Origin of the sequence: Cellvibrio sp. UBA7661, assembly GCA_002483365.1 — a bacterium.
GTDB lineage: Bacteria > Pseudomonadota > Gammaproteobacteria > Pseudomonadales > Cellvibrionaceae > Cellvibrio.
In genome coordinates this window covers 599,229-616,856 of record DLHT01000006.1, presented here as the reverse complement: position 1 = coordinate 616,856, position 17,628 = coordinate 599,229, and the positions used below count along the sequence as shown (strand labels likewise).

Annotated in this window: 14 protein-coding genes; 7 read left to right on the top strand and 7 right to left on the bottom strand. The window is 46.0% G+C overall.

The window, feature by feature from the left end:
- Positions 1-60: 60 nt before the first annotated feature.
- From dnaN to B2739_RS06735, 4 genes are all read left to right on the top strand, one after another.
- Positions 61-1,164 carry a DNA polymerase III subunit beta gene (gene dnaN / locus B2739_RS06750; protein WP_049631345.1) on the top strand — a complete coding sequence of 368 codons (1,104 nt, stop codon included), beginning with the start codon at positions 61-63 and terminating at the stop codon, positions 1,162-1,164.
- Between the two features lie 46 nt (positions 1,165-1,210).
- Positions 1,211-2,305 carry a DNA replication/repair protein RecF gene (gene recF / locus B2739_RS06745; RefSeq protein ID WP_331345092.1) on the top strand — a complete coding sequence of 365 codons (1,095 nt, stop codon included), beginning with the start codon at positions 1,211-1,213 and terminating at the stop codon, positions 2,303-2,305.
- Positions 2,306-2,378: 73 nt separating this feature from the next.
- Positions 2,379-4,799 (top strand): DNA topoisomerase (ATP-hydrolyzing) subunit B, encoded by a 2,421-nt coding sequence (gyrB, locus tag B2739_RS06740; protein ID WP_331345091.1) that lies wholly within the window; start codon positions 2,379-2,381, stop codon positions 4,797-4,799.
- Between the two features lie 259 nt (positions 4,800-5,058).
- Positions 5,059-5,220 (top strand): hypothetical protein, encoded by a 162-nt coding sequence (locus B2739_RS06735; RefSeq protein ID WP_331345090.1) that lies wholly within the window; start codon positions 5,059-5,061, stop codon positions 5,218-5,220.
- Between the two features lie 83 nt (positions 5,221-5,303).
- On the opposite strand, the gene B2739_RS06730 is transcribed toward B2739_RS06735, so the two are convergent.
- From B2739_RS06730 to B2739_RS06715, 4 genes are all read right to left on the bottom strand, one after another.
- On the bottom strand, positions 5,304-8,123 hold the full coding sequence (locus B2739_RS06730; protein ID WP_331345089.1) for an alpha-amylase family glycosyl hydrolase: 2,820 nt from the start codon (positions 8,121-8,123) through the stop codon (positions 5,304-5,306).
- A 466-nt stretch (positions 8,124-8,589) separates the two neighbouring features.
- Positions 8,590-9,171: a hypothetical protein gene (locus B2739_RS06725; protein WP_331345088.1), complete on the bottom strand. Its 582-nt coding sequence runs from the start codon at positions 9,169-9,171 to the stop codon at positions 8,590-8,592.
- 9 nt (positions 9,172-9,180) lie between these two features.
- Positions 9,181-9,546: a transglycosylase SLT domain-containing protein gene (locus B2739_RS06720; protein ID WP_331345087.1), complete on the bottom strand. Its 366-nt coding sequence runs from the start codon at positions 9,544-9,546 to the stop codon at positions 9,181-9,183.
- A gap of 38 nt (positions 9,547-9,584) precedes the next feature.
- The gene (locus tag B2739_RS06715; protein ID WP_331345086.1) at positions 9,585-10,481 is read right to left on the bottom strand and encodes a transglycosylase SLT domain-containing protein; all 897 of its coding nucleotides are present in this window, start codon (positions 10,479-10,481) and stop codon (positions 9,585-9,587) included.
- Between the two features lie 250 nt (positions 10,482-10,731).
- Here B2739_RS06715 and B2739_RS06710 point away from each other — a divergent pair, with 250 nt between their 5' ends.
- Complete coding sequence (locus tag B2739_RS06710) at positions 10,732-12,036, top strand: CAP domain-containing protein (protein WP_331345085.1); 1,305 nt, start codon at positions 10,732-10,734, stop codon at positions 12,034-12,036.
- Positions 12,037-12,040: 4 nt separating this feature from the next.
- On the opposite strand, the gene B2739_RS06705 is transcribed toward B2739_RS06710, so the two are convergent.
- Positions 12,041-12,790 (bottom strand): RES family NAD+ phosphorylase, encoded by a 750-nt coding sequence (locus B2739_RS06705; protein ID WP_331345084.1) that lies wholly within the window; start codon positions 12,788-12,790, stop codon positions 12,041-12,043.
- Between the two features lie 18 nt (positions 12,791-12,808).
- Positions 12,809-13,180, bottom strand: a complete 372-nt coding sequence (locus tag B2739_RS06700) for an XRE family transcriptional regulator (protein WP_331345083.1) — start codon at positions 13,178-13,180, stop codon at positions 12,809-12,811.
- A gap of 195 nt (positions 13,181-13,375) precedes the next feature.
- On the opposite strand from B2739_RS06700, the gene B2739_RS06695 reads away from it, so the two are divergent.
- A complete protein-coding gene (locus B2739_RS06695) occupies positions 13,376-15,004 on the top strand; it encodes a glycoside hydrolase 43 family protein (RefSeq protein ID WP_331345082.1) in 1,629 nt (542 codons plus the stop codon).
- A 56-nt stretch (positions 15,005-15,060) separates the two neighbouring features.
- Here B2739_RS06695 and B2739_RS06690 read toward each other — a convergent pair whose 3' ends face one another.
- Positions 15,061-15,537, bottom strand: a complete 477-nt coding sequence (locus B2739_RS06690) for an Lrp/AsnC family transcriptional regulator (protein ID WP_049631352.1) — start codon at positions 15,535-15,537, stop codon at positions 15,061-15,063.
- A 377-nt stretch (positions 15,538-15,914) separates the two neighbouring features.
- On the opposite strand from B2739_RS06690, the gene leuA reads away from it, so the two are divergent.
- Entirely contained in the window at positions 15,915-17,582 is a 1,668-nt protein-coding gene (gene leuA / locus B2739_RS06685; protein ID WP_414633210.1) for a 2-isopropylmalate synthase, read from the top strand.
- Positions 17,583-17,628 lie beyond the last annotated feature (46 nt).

Genomic DNA, 17,628 nt, shown 5'->3' with positions numbered 1-17,628 from the left:
CATCATCGATTTGCGATAAAAACTCAATAAGTCCCGGAAGATTACCTAAGAGACCATCACATGAAATTTGCCGTATCCCGCGAAGCGTTGCTTAAACCCCTACAATTGGTAGCAGGTGTGGTGGAACGTCGTCAGACGTTGCCGGTGTTGTCCAATGTGCTGATTCAATTAAATGGCGATCAGTTATCACTGACAGGTACTGATCTTGAGGTTGAGATTGTCGGTCGTATCACTTTGGAGCAACCGGGTGTTTCCGGCGATATCACTGTTCCTGCACGTAAGCTGGTAGATATCTGCAGATCCCTGCCAGATGGCAGCAATATTGAGTTTTTTCTAGAAGAAAACCGCATTATGGTCAAGTCAGGCCGGAGTCGGTTTACGCTTTCAACTTTGCCCGCATCGGATTTTCCCAATGTAGAAGATACCCCCGGAAACCTTCGTTTCAGTTGCGCCCAGCAAGAAGTTAAACGTCTTATTGAACGCACCGCTTTTGCAATGGCACAGCAAGATGTCCGCTATTATCTGAATGGCATGTTATGGGAAGTTCGTCAGGATCAACTGCGTGTAGTCGCAACAGATGGCCACCGTATGGCGATGTGTACCCGCGCAGTGGCAGTGAATACAAATGATGTCGTCCAGGCAATTCTGCCGCGTAAGGGTGTATTGGAGTTGTCGCGTTTGCTTGATGATTCCACGGCTCAAGTGGAAGTCGTGCTGAGTGCCAATCATATCCGTGTCACGTCAATGGACTATACCTTCACCTCAAAATTGGTAGACGGTAAATTCCCTGAGTATGAACGCGTATTGCCACGCGGTGGTAATAAAGTAGTAATAGGATCCCGTCTTGAATTGAAGCAAGCGTTTGGCCGTACAGCGATTTTGTCCAATGAAAAATACCGTGGTGTACGTCTGCTTCTGTCTGATGGCACTTTGACGATTGTTGCCAATAACCCTGAACAAGAAGAAGCAGAAGAACAAGTTACTGTGGATTACACAGGTGAATCCTTGGAAGTCGGTTTTAACGTAAGTTATTTGCAAGACGTCACCAATGTTATCAGCAACGAAAATATCAAAATTACCTTGTCTGATGCTAACTCCAGTGCATTGTTAGAAGAGCCGGAAAACAGTGACTCCCTCTATGTAGTTATGCCGATGCGCCTGTAATGGCGCATTGGTTTTCTGATTTTTCAGATCCTGTCCTGCAGGTTCTATGACCCTAAAACGCCTTCTTATCCAGAATCTACGTAATTTATCCAACGTAGATATCAATCCATCACCTGATGTAAATCTCTTTTACGGAGAGAATGGTTCCGGAAAAACCAGCATTCTGGAGGCAGTTAACTTACTCGCGCTAGGGCGGTCTTTCCGAAGCCATAAACACAAAGCGTTAATTAACTACCAGCAACCCTCTTTTACTGTGTTTGGAAAAGTGCTTGGTCACGACCATTCCGAAGTACCTATAGGAATTAATCGTACACAAGAAGGTGAGGCTTTCTTCAAAGCGAATGGAGTGAATGTACCTTCAGCAGCTGATTTGGCTATCTACCTGCCGGCACAAGTTATTAACTCTGATACATTTTTATTATTAGAGGGCAGTCCCAAAGTCAGGCGACAGTTTATTGATTGGTTAGTGTTTCACGTGGAACCTAATTTCTTCCCTACATGGAAGGCGACCCAACGTTGTCTCAAACACCGCAATAGCCTGCTGCGGCGTGATAGAATAGACAGCTTTGAATTGGCCTCATGGGATCAGGAGCTGGTTAGTCTCACAGAGACAATCCACCAGTTTCGCTCTCTTTGTATTGATAGTTTCAATGTTTGTGTTGATGGGCTTTTGCAAGAGTTCGTCAAAGTGGATGGAATCAAACTGAGTTATTACCGCGGTTGGGATAAAGAGACTGCTTATGCAGACGTGCTCAGTGCAGGTGTGGAACGAGATCAACGGTTGGGATATACCCATCTTGGAAGTCACCGAGCAGATTTGAAAATAACAGTGAAAGGGCAAGATGCCGCAGAGATACTTTCCCGTGGGCAGCAAAAGCTTCTTGTGTGCGCACTCAAGATCGCGCAAGGGTTTGTGTTTAATCAATTAACCGGCCGCAAGTGCATCTATCTGGTAGATGATTTACCAGCAGAATTGGATGAAAAATACCGGTCATTACTGGTTAGTTGGTTAAATAAAATGAAAACTCAAGTGTTTATCACGGGTGTTGAGCGGGAAACGCTCTTATCCAGCTGGCGTGATTACACAGATATCAACCCTAAAATGTTTCACGTGGAACAGGGTAGGGTAACTGAGACCTGATAAGTCTCATGAATTTAATGAACACATCATCAGCCTAATGCTGATCGCTAATGAACCAAAGCGGAGAATAGCTATGTCAGAAGAGAACACTTACGACTCGTCCAGTATTAAAGTCCTAAAGGGCTTGGATGCGGTGCGTAAGCGCCCAGGGATGTACATTGGCGATACCGACGACGGTTCAGGCCTTCATCATATGGTATTTGAAGTGGTAGATAACTCTATCGACGAGGCTTTGGCTGGGCATTGTGATGAAGTGCGAGTCACTATCCACCCTGATGAGACAGTTTCTGTCTCCGATAACGGCCGTGGCATCCCAACTGAGATGCATGAAGAGGGTGTATCGGCAGCAGAAGTAATCATGACCGTGCTTCACGCTGGTGGTAAGTTTGATGACAACACCTATAAAGTATCCGGTGGCTTGCACGGTGTAGGTGTATCAGTTGTTAATGCGTTGTCTGAGTATTTGAAACTGACTATCCGCCGTGGTGGCAAGATTCATGAGCAGATTTATCGCCATGGTGTACCCGATGCACCACTTACTGTAGTTGGTGATTCCATTACTACCGGTACAGAAGTGCACTTCAAACCGTCTACGGAAACCTTTACCAATATCGAGTTCCATTTTGAATTATTGGCTAAACGCTTACGCGAATTGTCTTTCCTGAACTCTGGTGTGCGCATCGTATTGAAGGATGAGCGTTCAGGTAAGGAAGAGGTTTACCAATATGAAGGTGGTTTGCGCGCCTTTGTTGAGCATTTGAATACCAACAAAAACCCTATTAACAAGATGGTGCACTTTGTTTCGCTCAAACGTGATGACGGTATTGGTGTTGAGGTGGCTTTGCAGTGGAACGATTCCTTTCAGGAAAACCTGTTCTGCTATACCAACAATATTCCGCAGCGTGACGGTGGAACCCACTTGGCAGGTTTCCGCGCTGCATTAACACGTGGTTTGAATACCTATATCGAGAAAGAAGGCATCGCCAAGAACGCCAAAGTTGCTACTACCGGTGATGATGCCCGTGAAGGCCTCACTGCGATTATTTCGGTAAAAGTACCTGATCCAAAATTCTCCAGCCAAACCAAAGACAAGCTTGTATCGTCTGAGGTAAAAACGGCAGTAGAGCAGGAGATGAACGAACACTTCGGTAACTATTTGCTGGAAAACCCGCAAGAAGCCAAGTCGATCGTGGGCAAGATGATCGACGCTGCCCGCGCCCGTGAAGCTGCCCGTAAAGCCCGTGAGATGACTCGCCGCAAAGGGGCATTGGATATTGCTGGCTTGCCCGGCAAATTGGCCGATTGCCAAGAGAAAGATCCAGCACTTTCAGAACTCTACCTGGTAGAAGGTGATTCTGCGGGAGGTTCTGCAAAACAGGGCCGCGCGCGTAAAACCCAGGCGATCCTGCCGCTCAAAGGTAAGATCCTCAACGTTGAGAAAGCCCGCTTCGACAAGATGCTCTCATCAGCCGAAGTAGGAACGCTGATTACCGCACTGGGCTGCGGTATTGGTAAAGAAGATTACAATCCGGAAAAGTTGCGCTACCACAGCATTATTATCATGACCGACGCCGACGTGGACGGTTCACACATCCGCACCCTGCTGCTGACTTTCTTCTTCCGCCAAATGCGTGAGTTGATTGAGCGCGGCCATATCTATATCGCCCAACCACCGTTATATAAAATTGCCAAAGGTAAGCAGGAACAATATCTGAAAGATGAATCGGCGATGACCGAGTTCCTAACCCAAGCGGCACTGGAAGATGCGAGTCTCTACGTCAACCCAAGCGCTCCACCGATTGCTGGCGAAGCCTTGGAGAAGCTGGTGTACGAATACCGCAAAGTGATGGCGACTATCGATCGACTGTCGCGCCTCTACCCCGCCGATGTGCTGGAAAAGATGATCTACTTACCCGCTGTTCGCCCTGAGCATCTGGCTGATCAAGGTCATATGCAGCAATGGTGTGACCAAATGGCCGCGCATTTCAGTATCGATGCTCGCGCCGGTAGCCAGCGCTATATCATCACTGTGCGTGAGGATACCGAGCGCCACCTGTTTATGCCGCAAGTAGAAATCACTGCCCACGGCATCGCCACCCCCTATCCGTTTAACCACGACTTCTTTGCTTCGGGCGAATATGCCTCTATTGTTTCACTGGGTGAAAAACTGGAAAGCCTGATTGAAGAAGGTGCTTACATCCAGCGCGGCGAACGCAAACAACCGGTTGCCAGTTTTACCGAAGGCCTTGAGTGGTTGATGAAAGAATCGCGCAAGGGTTACAACATCCAACGCTATAAAGGTCTGGGTGAAATGAACCCTGAACAGTTGTGGGATACCACCATGAATCCGGAAACCCGCCGTATGTTGCGGGTGACGATTCAGGACGCGATCGCAGCTGATCAAATTTTTACCTGCCTGATGGGTGATGCGGTAGAACCTCGTCGCGATTTCATCGAAACAAATGCGTTGGCGGTAGCTAACCTTGATGTATAATTCTTAAGTAAATCAAATACTTAAGTTAAAAACCCGGAACAAATTCCGGGTTTTTTTATGCTTATTAGAAGGACAATATCAAATAACCAAGTGAGTTGATCCTAGATGAAATTTGATTTTTGATATAGTTAGCGGTGTTGATTATAAAAATTTGAAATAAAAAATGACCTAAAAATCATGAGTGGCTAAATTGTGCTGGTCTATACTCAGGCCGTGGTAAACGATTTAACAGAATCAACTGTGTAGCGAGACAAGTGGAATGACAATCGAGAAAAAAACACCCAAAGTGCTATTAACCCAGATCGAAGATGCGTTGGAAGAACGTCAGCGTCACGATCGTCGCCAGCAGCATGCAGGTATTCCGCAAGATGTGCCTAATGATCGCCGTAAAGGTGATCGCCGCGCGGAAAAGCACAAATAAGCTGTTATCTGAATAGCAGAAGTAAAAAAGGGGCCCTAAGCCCCTTTTTTATTAAAAGTGGTTTGTGCGATTGGATTGATGCACTAACGCAGCCAGGTTCCGGTATTGCCAATTTTGCCCGGACCATTCAGCACATAAATCCCCGCCGAATAGCTGGCAACATTAAAACTGATACTGCCATTGGTCACATTGATGCTATTACCCGTCACCGTGTCGCGGTAAGTTCCATTTTTCACACCGCTCACAGTGATCGATTGGCCACTGCTGGATGCCAGTCCCACCACCGCATAGCTGCCCTCCGAAGAAAGATCGCGCACATAACTCATGCCTGCGCCCCACTCACTTACCCGGGTACTTGGTGCTTTTTGCAGGGCAGGGATCGCGCTGCGGATCTGGTTCAGGCGCTTGATGTGTTGGTAGAGTGGATGGCTTTGGGTGGCAGCGAGGTTATCCAGATGCGGCCCGAAATAGGCGCGCCCGGTCTGGTCGATAGTGTCGCTATTGCCGGCGATATCCTGCGGTAATCCGGCCTGGAACATAATTTCCTCACCGTAGTAGAGCGTAGGAATACCGCGATTGGTCCAGAGCAGGTTGTACACCATCGCCGCATTGGCGATCTCGCCGCCGTAGCGATATTTAAAATCGTTATCCGGCCCTACATCGTGGTTCTGGAAGAAGGTGACGAGTTGGGTGGCATCGCCGTAGACCCAATCCATCGCCATTACTCCACCAATACCGCCAAAGTTGCCGCGTGTGACGTTATCGCGGAAGGTTGAAAAGACCGAGAAGTCCAATACCGAGAAACCGGAATCGCCTCCGGCTAATGGATTGGCAGGATTGCTGGTGGTGCGCGTATACCACCAGGGGCGGATCACAGCGCTGGCGTTGTCGTTGGATATCTCGGAGCCAAACCCGGTGCCTTTTACCAGGTTTTCACCAAATACAAACAAGCCCGGTTTGTGCGCTTTCCAGTTATTCACATAGGTCAGCATTTCGTTGCGCTCAATGTGTTTCACGGTATCCAAGCGTATGGCATCCACGCCCATATCCAAATACATGCGGATTGCGCCGTTCAAATAGTCTTTTACGTTTTGGCGGCCTGTGGCCAGGTCGATGGTGTCGCCCGCCATGTGTTTACGCTGCAGCGCGAGCGGGCTCTCCCAATCACCTCCAGACATAAAACCATCCAGGTGATACCAATTAGCGTCCAGACCAGCCGCATCGATACCAAAGAAACGGTTGGCGTCATATCCAGCCTTGGGCACGGTCACGCCGGTTTTAGGATCAACCAAAGGCACTGTTCCGTTGGGGTCGCTGGTATGGCGATCCTTAAACCATTGGGGAGCGACGGAATTGTCGTTATCGTCGCGGAATGTGCTTTTATAATCGCCTAAATTGCCAAGATAAGGCCCATTTACGATATTGCCCTGAACCCCGCCTGCCGGTACGTAGTACTTGATTGGCAGATGGTCGATCCAGACCGCGTTGCGCAAACCGTATTGGCTGGAGTGGTTGATCACCACATCCTGGATTACTTTCAGGCCTTTGGCATGAGCTGCATCGATAAACTCTTTGTAACCCGCTCCGGGCGATTCAAGGCGCGGATCGACTTTGTAAAAGTCATAGGCGTGATAGCCGTGATAATCCAGACCCGAACGGTTCTCTACAGGTGGTGTTACCCAAATGGCGGTAAAACCAAGGTCTTTGATGTAGTCCAACTTTTGGATCAAGCCTTTGAAGTCACCACGCCAGTGTGGGTCGCCCGCCTTGTAGCGGTCGCGGTTGTAATAGTTATTGCTGGCATCGCCATCATAAAAACGCGCGGTCAGTAAAAAATAAATCGTCTCTTTGCGGAAATCGCCATTCACAATACCAGTGATGGAGCTGGCCGCGCTGCTGTTGATGGCGCTCGAACTGGTTGCCGCCACACTGGAATTCAAATTGGTCAGAGTGATGGCTTTGGTACTGGCGTTAAAACAAATGGAATAAAGTGTATTGGCAGCAACCACATAGTCCGTTTGCGGATAGCTTTCCGTCCAATTGGCAAAGTGATCGATCTTGAAACGCGGATTGGTACTCGCCGCACCAAATTGCTGTTGCGTACAGTGCAAACCATTTTGCAGTGTCATCAATGTTGATGCCCAATTGTTCGGCGTACCGCGAAAATACCAATTGTCATTCGCGACAGACGAAACACTACTGGACGAACTGCTTTTTGATGAAACTGCTGCGACAGAAGAGGGTGCTGAACTGCTTGGCGCAACACTGCTTGATGAACTAGAAATACCTGCAATGGGTGTCAGTGTGTAGGCGAGCGTCGCGTCATTCACTTGCACGCGATACTGTCCTGCAACATTGGAATAAATATCGCTGCCGTTTTGGTTTAATACACCATCGCTGTTGCTATCGCCGTAATTCACTGCCCAGTTATTGCTGGTATCAAATTTAAAACGCTGGTTGGCTTGACCATCAAAGGTCACATCTACTGACCATAGATTATTAGCGACCAGAGTCATCGCACTAGTAGACCAATTGTTGGCAGTGCCGCGAAAATTCAGTGCAGTAAAATTTTTATTGAATGCAGTAGAGTTGCAGTTAGAAACTGATTGCACTGCAATCGCTTTACTGACGGTATTAAATGTAATCTGGTAAGACTGGTTTGCGGCAAGGGTGTAATCGCCGGTTGGATAGCTCTCACTCCAATTACCCGTGCGATCAATTTTAAAACGCGGGTTAGTGCTTGCTGCACCAAAAGTTTGGCAGGTGGAAACATCTGTGGACGATACTGCCGTCATCGGCGTTGTTGTCCAATTATTAGGAGTGCCGCGAAAAAACCAATCGGCATAGGCCAGATTGCTGAGCAGCAGCGTACCCGCCGCAATCAGCTTAATAGATGTGTTCATAATGTCCTCGTGTCAGGTTATAAATTATTTTTTTGAATGTTTCAGGGGTGCGAAAAAATCGCGCCTGAAATCAGGATTGCAATACAGCAAAACAGGAACTGCTAAATAGCAAATGGATACATCAATATTATTGTTATTATGGTGCGGGCAAGGTTTACCCTTTACGCTGCTCTAGACTAGAGCGAGCGATTGAGACAAAACAATAAATTGCATACGTATGCAGGTTATGAATACGTATGTAAAAACGGGATTATCTAACGCAGAGAACTTTTTATATCAAAGGGCTTTTATCGAATACCCACTTTCTCAAGCGCGACGTAAGGGTAGTGTGTTTAACTTCAGTGTATTTGAGGCTGGCTTTAAGTGACTATTAAGTAAATAAGTTGTACTAGGCAAAATCTAAACTGATGGGCTCGTAAAAATCGGTAACTGTCAGATTAGATCTGAGCTAGTACAATTAACGACATTAATAATCACTACCTGGAATAAACCATTTAGGCAGGCTTTCAACGCCTCCACATCTTGATAGCAATTTTTGTTCTACTTCAAAAAGAGACATATATCTATTCATCTTTGACTTTTTATCGAAAAAACCAATAACACTTTCTTTGCTCATAAGAGTATCAACATACTCAAAATATATATTCCTCATCTCAAAATCGCCATTCTCAAGACCCAAGTCTTGCAGCTCTATCTCTTCTAAAAGAGGCAAATATATAAGATGAGGAACCACCCCCTGAGAAGAGAATTCTTCAATAAACATCCACGTACCAATATCTTGCTCTGGAATTTTAGGCAATAGATAGGTTCCTTTAAAAGAAGTAGTGTTAAGGTCATTAGCTTGAAACAAAATATTATTCGACTTGATTTTTGTAGAATAAAATAATGTAAGAAAACCCGAGTCTCCTGCTCCTTCTGAAATATTCGTTATTTTGTATTTTTCAAATACACAGCCATTAAAAGACTTAACAGCTGACGTCGACATCAGATCAACAGAAAAAGCAACATTACCAAAAAATAAAAATATTAAACTTAGTATATATTTCATCTTAAAACCCTATTGAATTTTCAAATCCATAACTTTTTTTTGGTAGTTTGTTATTTCATTATATTTGCTTTCACGATTCCAACTAGAAGGCATAGCTTTCCACAAATAACTGTCAGATGCCTTATTCCGTGCAATCAAATCTTCCCACTTTGGTGCGACGAAACCATCGGAAATAGCATTCTTCAACGCCCCACCAATCGTGCCCTGCCCCGCATTATAACTAGCGACATATAGCTGTTCTTTTTCCAAGCGACTATATAGATCAGATATTTTACTTTTCTCTAGAATATTATCGATATATTGAGCTTTTTTATCAAAAACCGTTGCACTTGCGGCAATGCTTTTTTGCGGATCAAAACGTTCATCACCTGACAAATCAAACTGCCAAACACCATCAACTTTCTTGGTATTACCTAAAGATAGCCCCCCTTCAGTCTTCGCTTCGCTTCGCTTGGACCTAACTGGGCAATACCAGCATACCCAACACTATTGTAGGCATTAGAATTAAATGCGGATTCAACAGATAAAACAGCCTTCAGTGTTAAAGGGCTTACCCTTGGATACGCTGATGCTGCTGATAAAATATAATCGTTATAGTCATTTTGCTTTCTATACTTGAATCCTCTAACATCTTTCCATGATGTATCCATATCAATAGCATCTTTCTCTATAGAAAATAGCTCCATATCCGCTAACGTATCATCCACAATCCCCAAATAATCCACCGGTTTAATTTCTGATTTTTCCGTCACCGGAGAAATATATTTCAATTGTTTTCGTGAGCTGAGTGCATAACCAGAATTCATTCCCTTCGCAGTAAAAGGATCAGCAGCGTAAGCTACTGTACCTGTTTTAGAGATCCACTCATCAAGTGAACTTTCATCAGAGTTACTTTGCGTCTGCAATCTATGCCATTGGTTAGCAATCAGCATAAGCTGATTTTTAACAGCGACAGATGCGCGCCAATAGTAGTTGAGTGGATCAGCCCAAAAACCTTTGTGTGGGTGTTCGGGATCTTCTTGCCAGGTAAATGCAGCGCAAAAAGGTTTTCCAGTGCGGCATACGTTGAAATAGAGGCCGCTGCCGATCAGGCGTTCTATTTGGTTGTTGGCATAATCGTGATTTCTTAACGAGCTGTAAGAACCAATTTCTGTGCGGATAAATTCCGGGAGATTTTCGATGCGCATCCACAAATGATTGGGGTTGTTCAGCATCTGCATAATATGGGTATGTGCAAACACAGGGGCTTCCACAAAAGGAAGGTCTTCCCATGTCAGTTGGGCGCGGTGTTTGATTGCAAAAGTTTGCATGTGGCAACTCCTTGTAGCAGCAGAAAATTCGTCCATGCCCGAGGGCAACGCGGTGACGGCGCACACCCTATTGGGATGAGGTGGGCAGGTCAATAAAATAGATTGGGTGGAGAATAAAAATGAGAATTAGCTTACAAAAAATGAGTTTATAAGGGACGCACGCCTGTTTTACTTGTGGCTGCTGTCTCAGTGTTAGCGATTCAAGCTTGTTAGTATTTTTCGCCTGTACTTTGCGAAGTGAGTATTGGTTATGAAAAGCATCGTTAATGTAGATAAATGTATTTCAGTTTTAATGCTGTTGACATTAGTTGCTTGTGGTGGAGGTGGTTCCGGTGGAGGAGCTTCCAATCCGCCGACTAATAATTCTTCAACGCCTGCGGCGAATAATTCTTCCAGTATTGTCAGTAGTACGAACTCAATAACAAACTCTTCATCCTCATCTTTCAATGCAGTAACAGCACCGCAAAATGTTGCTGTCGTGCCGGGCAATGGTTCAGTTACTTTGAGTTGGAATCCGGTTGTCGGTGCAACGGGGTATCGAATTTATTTTGCTTCTGAAGCCAACATTATTATCAATTCGATTGCCAGCTTTGATGATGGTACGCGTGTGGACAATGCAATATCGCCGCACGTTATTAACAATTTGCGCAATCAGGAAACGTATTATTTTGTAGTGACTGCGCTGAATGGCAACAGTGAAAGTATTGCCAGTGCAGAAGTGAGTGCAACACCGGGCTCGATTGATTTAACAAAACAACCCACTGCGCAAGAAGTGTTGGTAGTGGAATTGGTTAATCGCGCGCGCGCCAACCCTGGTGCAGAGGCAGCACGTTTAGGTATTGGTTTAAATGATGGGATAACCGGAACACAAATTATCGATACGCCCAAGCAGCCCCTTGCGCACAATCTATTACTGACTCAATCAGCGCGCCTGCATTCGCAATGGATGCTGGATGAAGATATTTTTTCCCACACAGGCCAAAATAATTCAACACCCCATGAGCGTATGCAGGCGGCAGGTTATACCTTCACAGGCAGCTGGACGAGTGGGGAAAATATTGCATGGGGCGGCACCACGGGCAGCAACATTAACTTAACCAGCTATGCAGTGTCGCAGCATGAAGGTTTATTTAAATCGCCTGGTCATCGCGTCAATATCCTCAACGGGAATTACCGCGAGGTGGGTGTTGGCCAACTGCAAGGTTATTTTATGCAGGACAGCCGCAATTATTTATCATCCATGCTCACGCAAAATTTTGCGCGCTCTGGCTCGAATTATTTTTTAACCGGCGTGATTTATGACGATAAAAATAACAATGAATTTTATGATGTCGGCGAAGGCCTAAGTGGAATCAGCATTACTATCAATGGCAAAACCTACCCTGCATTTAATAGCGGTGCCTATTCAATTCCATTCCCTAACGGTACTTACGAATTGAGTATTACTGGCGATGCACTGGGCGCACCGGTTTTTTATGCAGTGCAAATCAGCAACCAGAATCGCAAGTTGGATGTGATCAAAAGCGGCAACAATGTGCGTGTGAATACACCGTGATCTTCTAAACCGCTGGCATCGGCAAGCGCTCATTAACACAAAAAGTATCTAATGCAAAACGGATAATCTCTTTTTGCCCCACTTGTTTGAACGCTACTTCAGTTGCGCTTAGTTCACATAACCACTGTGTCATCTCTGTCGGTTTTTTTTGTGCGAGTGCGGAGTGGATAAATAAACCGACACAGTGTTTTTGTTGTGGGTCGCGTGCCGATTGATATTCAAATGCCTGCACACCCGCACTGCGCATATCGCTGCCAAGTTGTTGGGTTATTGAATAATGTTGCGGATGGGTAAGTTGTGTTTGGTATTGGGTAAATGGTTCAGTGTGTAAACGAATTCCGCGCTTGGTTGCGTAATTCACGCTGAATAATGTGTGTGCAGAGGTGATGGTATTTTTGATGGGAGAATTGCTGATCGAATACCAAAATACAAATCGGTAATAGGCCGCTTCTGCCAAGGTCGTATTTGCATTGCAGCCCGCATAAAAAATACCAGGTTCATGCGCGCGCCCAAAACGTGAACCCCATTTGAGCGGTGGATAGCGAAACGGTGTTTTCAATAAATAATGATAGTGGTCGCAATGTGCTGGGTAGGGTGGTTTTACTGAGTCGAGTAATTCTTCCAACAGCGCTTGTTCTTCGAGTGTATCGACATAACCCAGCGTAGCGATTTGCTCCTGGCTTTCGACTAACCGCCATGCAGTGCCGGATATGGGCTGAATGTACGTTGCTCCCTCGCAGGCTTCCCAAATCATTCGTCTCACTCTCCGCGATTAAATTTTGCCGCGCAGGGCATCAACAAATTGCAGCACTTGGATCAGCCCTTGAATGGATTCAATCTGCCGCGCGGGCACGCCACCCGTCACCTCGTTAGGGCTGTGCATAAAATGTTTGATCCAGTCTTTATCGCCCCCGGTCAACGCAAAAAGCGCGCGGGTGATGCGGATTAACAGCAAAGCCAGTTCGCCCTGTTTGGATTTAGGGTCAAGTGCCGGGTTTTGTTTGAGGCGGCTCACAGCGGTGCGATGGATTCCCAATACAGCGGCCAACTCAGCTTGTTTTAAGCCGAGCTGGTCAGCGGCATTCAATACCGCTTTGGCGAGTACCGATGCTGGATCCGGACTGGTTTGTGCGAGCGCTGACATCTTTCCCCTTTCCTCAATCTTTCCAAAAAATGTTCAATATGCACTTATGATAGGTTATATGTGCATATTGAACAAGTTTTGGGCAAAAAGTAAAAACGAGTAAAGACCTTGTGATTATTTGCTTCGTAGTAGGAAATCATTGAGGATAGGTCGCCGATTTGTCGCATAAACCACACAAAAGAAAGGATCAGCAAGGTGCAAAAACTCACTCACTTCCGCTACGACTGCATGGGGTTTCAAAGCCAATCGCCCAAGGTAAAGATTTTGTCTGCCGTGTCCAGACTCACGGGTTTGCTATTGGTTTTGAGTTTATTGATGGGCTGCCAAACGGCGGAAATCAAAAAACCGTTTGCCCATAATCCTGTGATCTGGGCCGATGTGCCTGACCCTGCTGTGATGCGCGTGGGCGATACTTATTATATGAGTAGCACCACCATGCATATGAATCCCGGTTTGCCGATTATGAAATCAAAGGATTTGGTCAATTGGGAAATGGTGCGTTATGCCTATCCAACGTTATCAAGCGATGAAAAATCCAGTCTGAATAATGGCAAAGAAGCTTACGGTGAAGGTACCTGGGCGAGTAGTTTGCGTTATCACAATGGGCGTTATTACGTCAGTAGTTTTTCCAACACCACCAAAAAAACTTATATTTTTTCAACCGACAATATTGAAACCGGCGATTGGCAAAGAATCGAAATCGATGCGTTATTTCATGATTCATCATTATTTTTTGATGATGGCCGTGTATTTATGATTTATGGCAATGACGATATTTTTATCGTCGAGCTAACCGCCGACGCGACCGCAATTAAAAAAGACGGCGTTAATCGTGTATTAATCCCAAAAGCTTCACGTGTTGCTGGTGATAAATTCTGGGTTCCTTCCGAAGGTTCGCAGATGTTAAAAGTGAACGGAAAATATTACCTAAATTTAATTTCCTGGCCTGCGAATAAAATGCGCACGCAATTAATTTATCGTGCGGATACTTTGCTGGGAAGCTATGAAGGCAAAGTCGCATTAACGGATAAAGGCATTGCCCAAGGTGGATTAATTGATACGCCTGATGGCAAATGGTATGCGTTTTTATTTCGCGATCGCGGTGCAGTAGGGCGTATTCCTTATTTGGTGCCTGTGCATTGGCAAGACGGTTGGCCGATTTATGGTGTAAACGGCAAGGTGCCCGATGAGTTACCGATTCAAGTTGTTCATCAAGGATTCAATAATATTATTGAATCAGATGAATTTGATTATGCTGCCAACCAACCACTTAAAATGGCGTGGCAATGGAATCACAATCCAGTTGCTGAAGGCTGGTCACTTACCCATCGCAAAGGCTTTTTGCGTTTAACCAATTTACGTTTGGATAAAAGTTTTGTTGAAACACAAAACACCTTGACCCAACGTACGTTTGGCCCGGTTTCAACTGCACACACCTTAATTGATGTCAGCAATATGAAAGCAGGCGATTACGCTGGCATTGGTGCTTTGCAATCAATCTATGGATTTGTAGGCGTTGAAAAAACCAAAGAAGGTTTATCTATTGTGATGGCGAGAGGTGAACAAGATCAGTGGGAGGTGATTGAACGAGTGCAGCTCACTGAATCAAAAATCCATTTAAAAACCTATATGGATTTCCGCGATCTGAAAGACACAGCAACCTTCGCTTACAGTCTTGATGGCATAGATTGGAAACCCATCGGCAACACCCTGCACATGAAATATTCACTGGATCATTTCATGGGGTATAGATTCGCCCTGTTTAACTTCGCCACAGAGCAAACCGGCGGCAGTGTGGATTTTGATTTTATGCGATTGGAATAATTACCGTTTTATAAATGGGCAAGGATGCTTTTCAAACAGATCAAAACCGCAAGTGTTCATCCCACCGGCAGCGCCGTTTTATCTACTGGCGACTTCAACACAAACGATGAATGCACACCGCTCACCCCTTCGATGCGGGTGAGTTTTTGCAGCAGGAATTGTTGGTAGGCATCCATATCTTTTACGATGACTTTTAGTAAATAGTCGGCAGATTGGCCTGTGATCAAATGGCACTCCAACACCTCGGGGTAAGCTTCAACGGTTTTTTCAAACGCATCAAAGCGATCCGGGGTGTGTTTATCCATGCTGATCTGGATAAACGACACCAGCGTCAGCCCCAACTTGCGCGCATTGAGCAGCGCGACGTAGCCGTCGATCAGGCCGGATTCTTCCAGCGCGCGCACCCGGCGCAAGCAAGGTGAAGGAGAAAGACTGATACTGTCAGCCAGTTCCTGGTTGGAGATGCGTCCGTCTTTCTGGAGTGCTTCCAATATCAAACGATCGTATTTATCCAGTTCCAAGCGGGATTCCATAGCGATAAATCTCAAATAGTTGATATTAAATTTCAATTTAATAAAATTTAAAGAAATTTAATTGCTAACAAACCAATAATAACACAATCTTCGCAATCATCTGCCAGTATTGACACACTATACTAAGACCATGCTGATAAAAGCTCCGGCGCTACCCGCGCGGGTTTGGGGTTTCCACCGATGTGACTGCATCACCGGAAACCGGTACCTGCCACCACCAGGTTCCTGACCAGATCCACTTGAATCGGCCAAAACCGCAAGACCACTACTACAGCAGTACACAAGAACTATACAGCTTGGAGCCTGGAACACTTGTACAACAAGGTTCCAAGTGCTCCTTACAAACCGGACCCTTTAGGCAATATTCGGAGTCGATCATGCTTGCCAATCCATCTACCAAATACCAGCGTTTTGTCGGCGTTTCTTTGCCCGACCGTCAATGGCCGAACAACCACATTGAAAAACCGCCCATTTGGATGAGCACTGACCTGCGCGATGGCAATCAGGCGCTGATCGATCCTATGTCTGTTGCGACCAAATTGCGCATGTTCAAAGAATTGGTGGCGATTGGTTTCAAAGAAATTGAAATTGGTTTCCCCTCCGCGAGTGAAATTGATTACAACTTCACTCGCCAGTTGATCGAGGAAAATTTAATTCCCGATGACGTCACCATTGAAGTCTTAGTGCAAGCGCGTTACGACTTGATTGAAAAAACCGTGGAAAGTTTGCGCGGTGCCAAGCGCGCGATTTTGCATATGTACAACCCGCTTGCACCCGCGTTTCGCAAAATTGTGTACAACACCGATGAAGCCGGTGTAAAAGCAATTGCAATTCAAGGCACCAAGTGGTGTAAAGAATTAATCGCACAAGCACCGGAAGTAGATTGGACTTTCCAATACTCGCCGGAAGTATTTTCCTCCACCGAAATCGAATTGGTGAAAGAAGTATGCGATGCGGTGGTGGACATTTGGAATCCATCGCCACAGAAAAAATTGATTTTGAATTTGCCCGCAACGGTAGAGATGAATACGCCGAATACCTATGCGGACCAAATTGAGTGGATTCATCGCAACATTAACCGTCGCGATTCCATCATCATCAGCGTGCACCCGCACAACGACCGTGGCACTGCAGTAGCCGCCGCTGAATTAGCGGTAATGGCCGGTGCAGATCGCGTGGAAGGTTGTTTGTTTGGTAATGGCGAGCGCACCGGTAACGTGTGTTTGGTGACCTTGGCGATGAACTTGTATTCGCAAGGTGTAAGTCCTGGTTTGGATTTTTCCGATATCGACCGTGTGCGTAAATTGCACGAAGAGTGCACCCAGTTGCCGGTACATCCACGTCACCCTTACGCTGGTGAATTGGTATTTACCGCCTTCTCTGGTTCGCATCAGGATGCGATCAAAAAAGGTTTTGCAGTGCAGAAAAAAGATGCGCTGTGGGAAGTGCCTTATTTGCCTATCGACCCGGCAGATTTAAATCGCAGTTACGATGCGGTCGTGCGGGTAAACGCGCAGTCCGGTAAAGGCGGTGTGAGTTTCCTGTTGCAACAAGAAGCCGGTTTGCAATTGCCGCGTCGTTTGCAAATTGAATTCAGCGGTGTGGTGCAAAAAGTCAGTGACAGTACCGGTAAAGAAGTGAAGGCCAGTGAAATCGCCAAAATATTTAATGAAGAATATTTTGCAGTGACTACGCCGATTACTTATCAATCCAGCAAGTTCACTGAGCAGGATGATACCCATCAGGTGGATATCACTATTCACGCGCAACATCAGGATAAAACCGTGCAAATCAGCGGCAGTGGCAATGGCCCGATTGATGCCGCCGCCCACGCCATCAGCCAGTTTATCGACGGTGAAGTGAGCGTGATTGATTACCACGAACATTCCGTTGGCGAAGGCTCCGATGTCGCCGCCGTGACCTACGTGGAAATCAAAGTGAAAAACGGCAAGCCGGTTTATGGTGTAGGACAAGACCGCAACATCATCACTTCAGCAGTGAAGGCGCTGATTAACGGTGTGAACCGCAGTGGTGTGGTGAGCTAAGACCGGCCATTAATCCGCCGTTGCTAAAAAAAGCGCAGTCAGTGAA

Bases quoted from the DNA above. Each gene is read 5' to 3' on its own strand.
- B2739_RS06690 (WP_049631352.1), bottom strand. From the start codon at position 15,537: ATGGAATCCCGCTTGGAACTGGATAAATACGATCGTTTGATATTGGAA.
- B2739_RS06710 (WP_331345085.1), top strand. From the start codon at position 10,732: ATGAAAAGCATCGTTAATGTAGATAAATGTATTTCAGTTTTAATGCTG.
- recF (WP_331345092.1), top strand. From the start codon at position 1,211: ATGACCCTAAAACGCCTTCTTATCCAGAATCTACGTAATTTATCCAAC.
- B2739_RS06735 (WP_331345090.1), top strand. From the start codon at position 5,059: ATGACAATCGAGAAAAAAACACCCAAAGTGCTATTAACCCAGATCGAA.
- gyrB (WP_331345091.1), top strand. From the start codon at position 2,379: ATGTCAGAAGAGAACACTTACGACTCGTCCAGTATTAAAGTCCTAAAG.
- leuA (WP_414633210.1), top strand. From the start codon at position 15,915: ATGCTTGCCAATCCATCTACCAAATACCAGCGTTTTGTCGGCGTTTCT.
- B2739_RS06725 (WP_331345088.1), bottom strand. From the start codon at position 9,171: ATGAAATATATACTAAGTTTAATATTTTTATTTTTTGGTAATGTTGCT.
- B2739_RS06715 (WP_331345086.1), bottom strand. From the start codon at position 10,481: ATGCAAACTTTTGCAATCAAACACCGCGCCCAACTGACATGGGAAGAC.
- B2739_RS06705 (WP_331345084.1), bottom strand. From the start codon at position 12,790: ATGATTTGGGAAGCCTGCGAGGGAGCAACGTACATTCAGCCCATATCC.
- B2739_RS06730 (WP_331345089.1), bottom strand. From the start codon at position 8,123: ATGAACACATCTATTAAGCTGATTGCGGCGGGTACGCTGCTGCTCAGC.
- B2739_RS06700 (WP_331345083.1), bottom strand. From the start codon at position 13,180: ATGTCAGCGCTCGCACAAACCAGTCCGGATCCAGCATCGGTACTCGCC.
- dnaN (WP_049631345.1), top strand. From the start codon at position 61: ATGAAATTTGCCGTATCCCGCGAAGCGTTGCTTAAACCCCTACAATTG.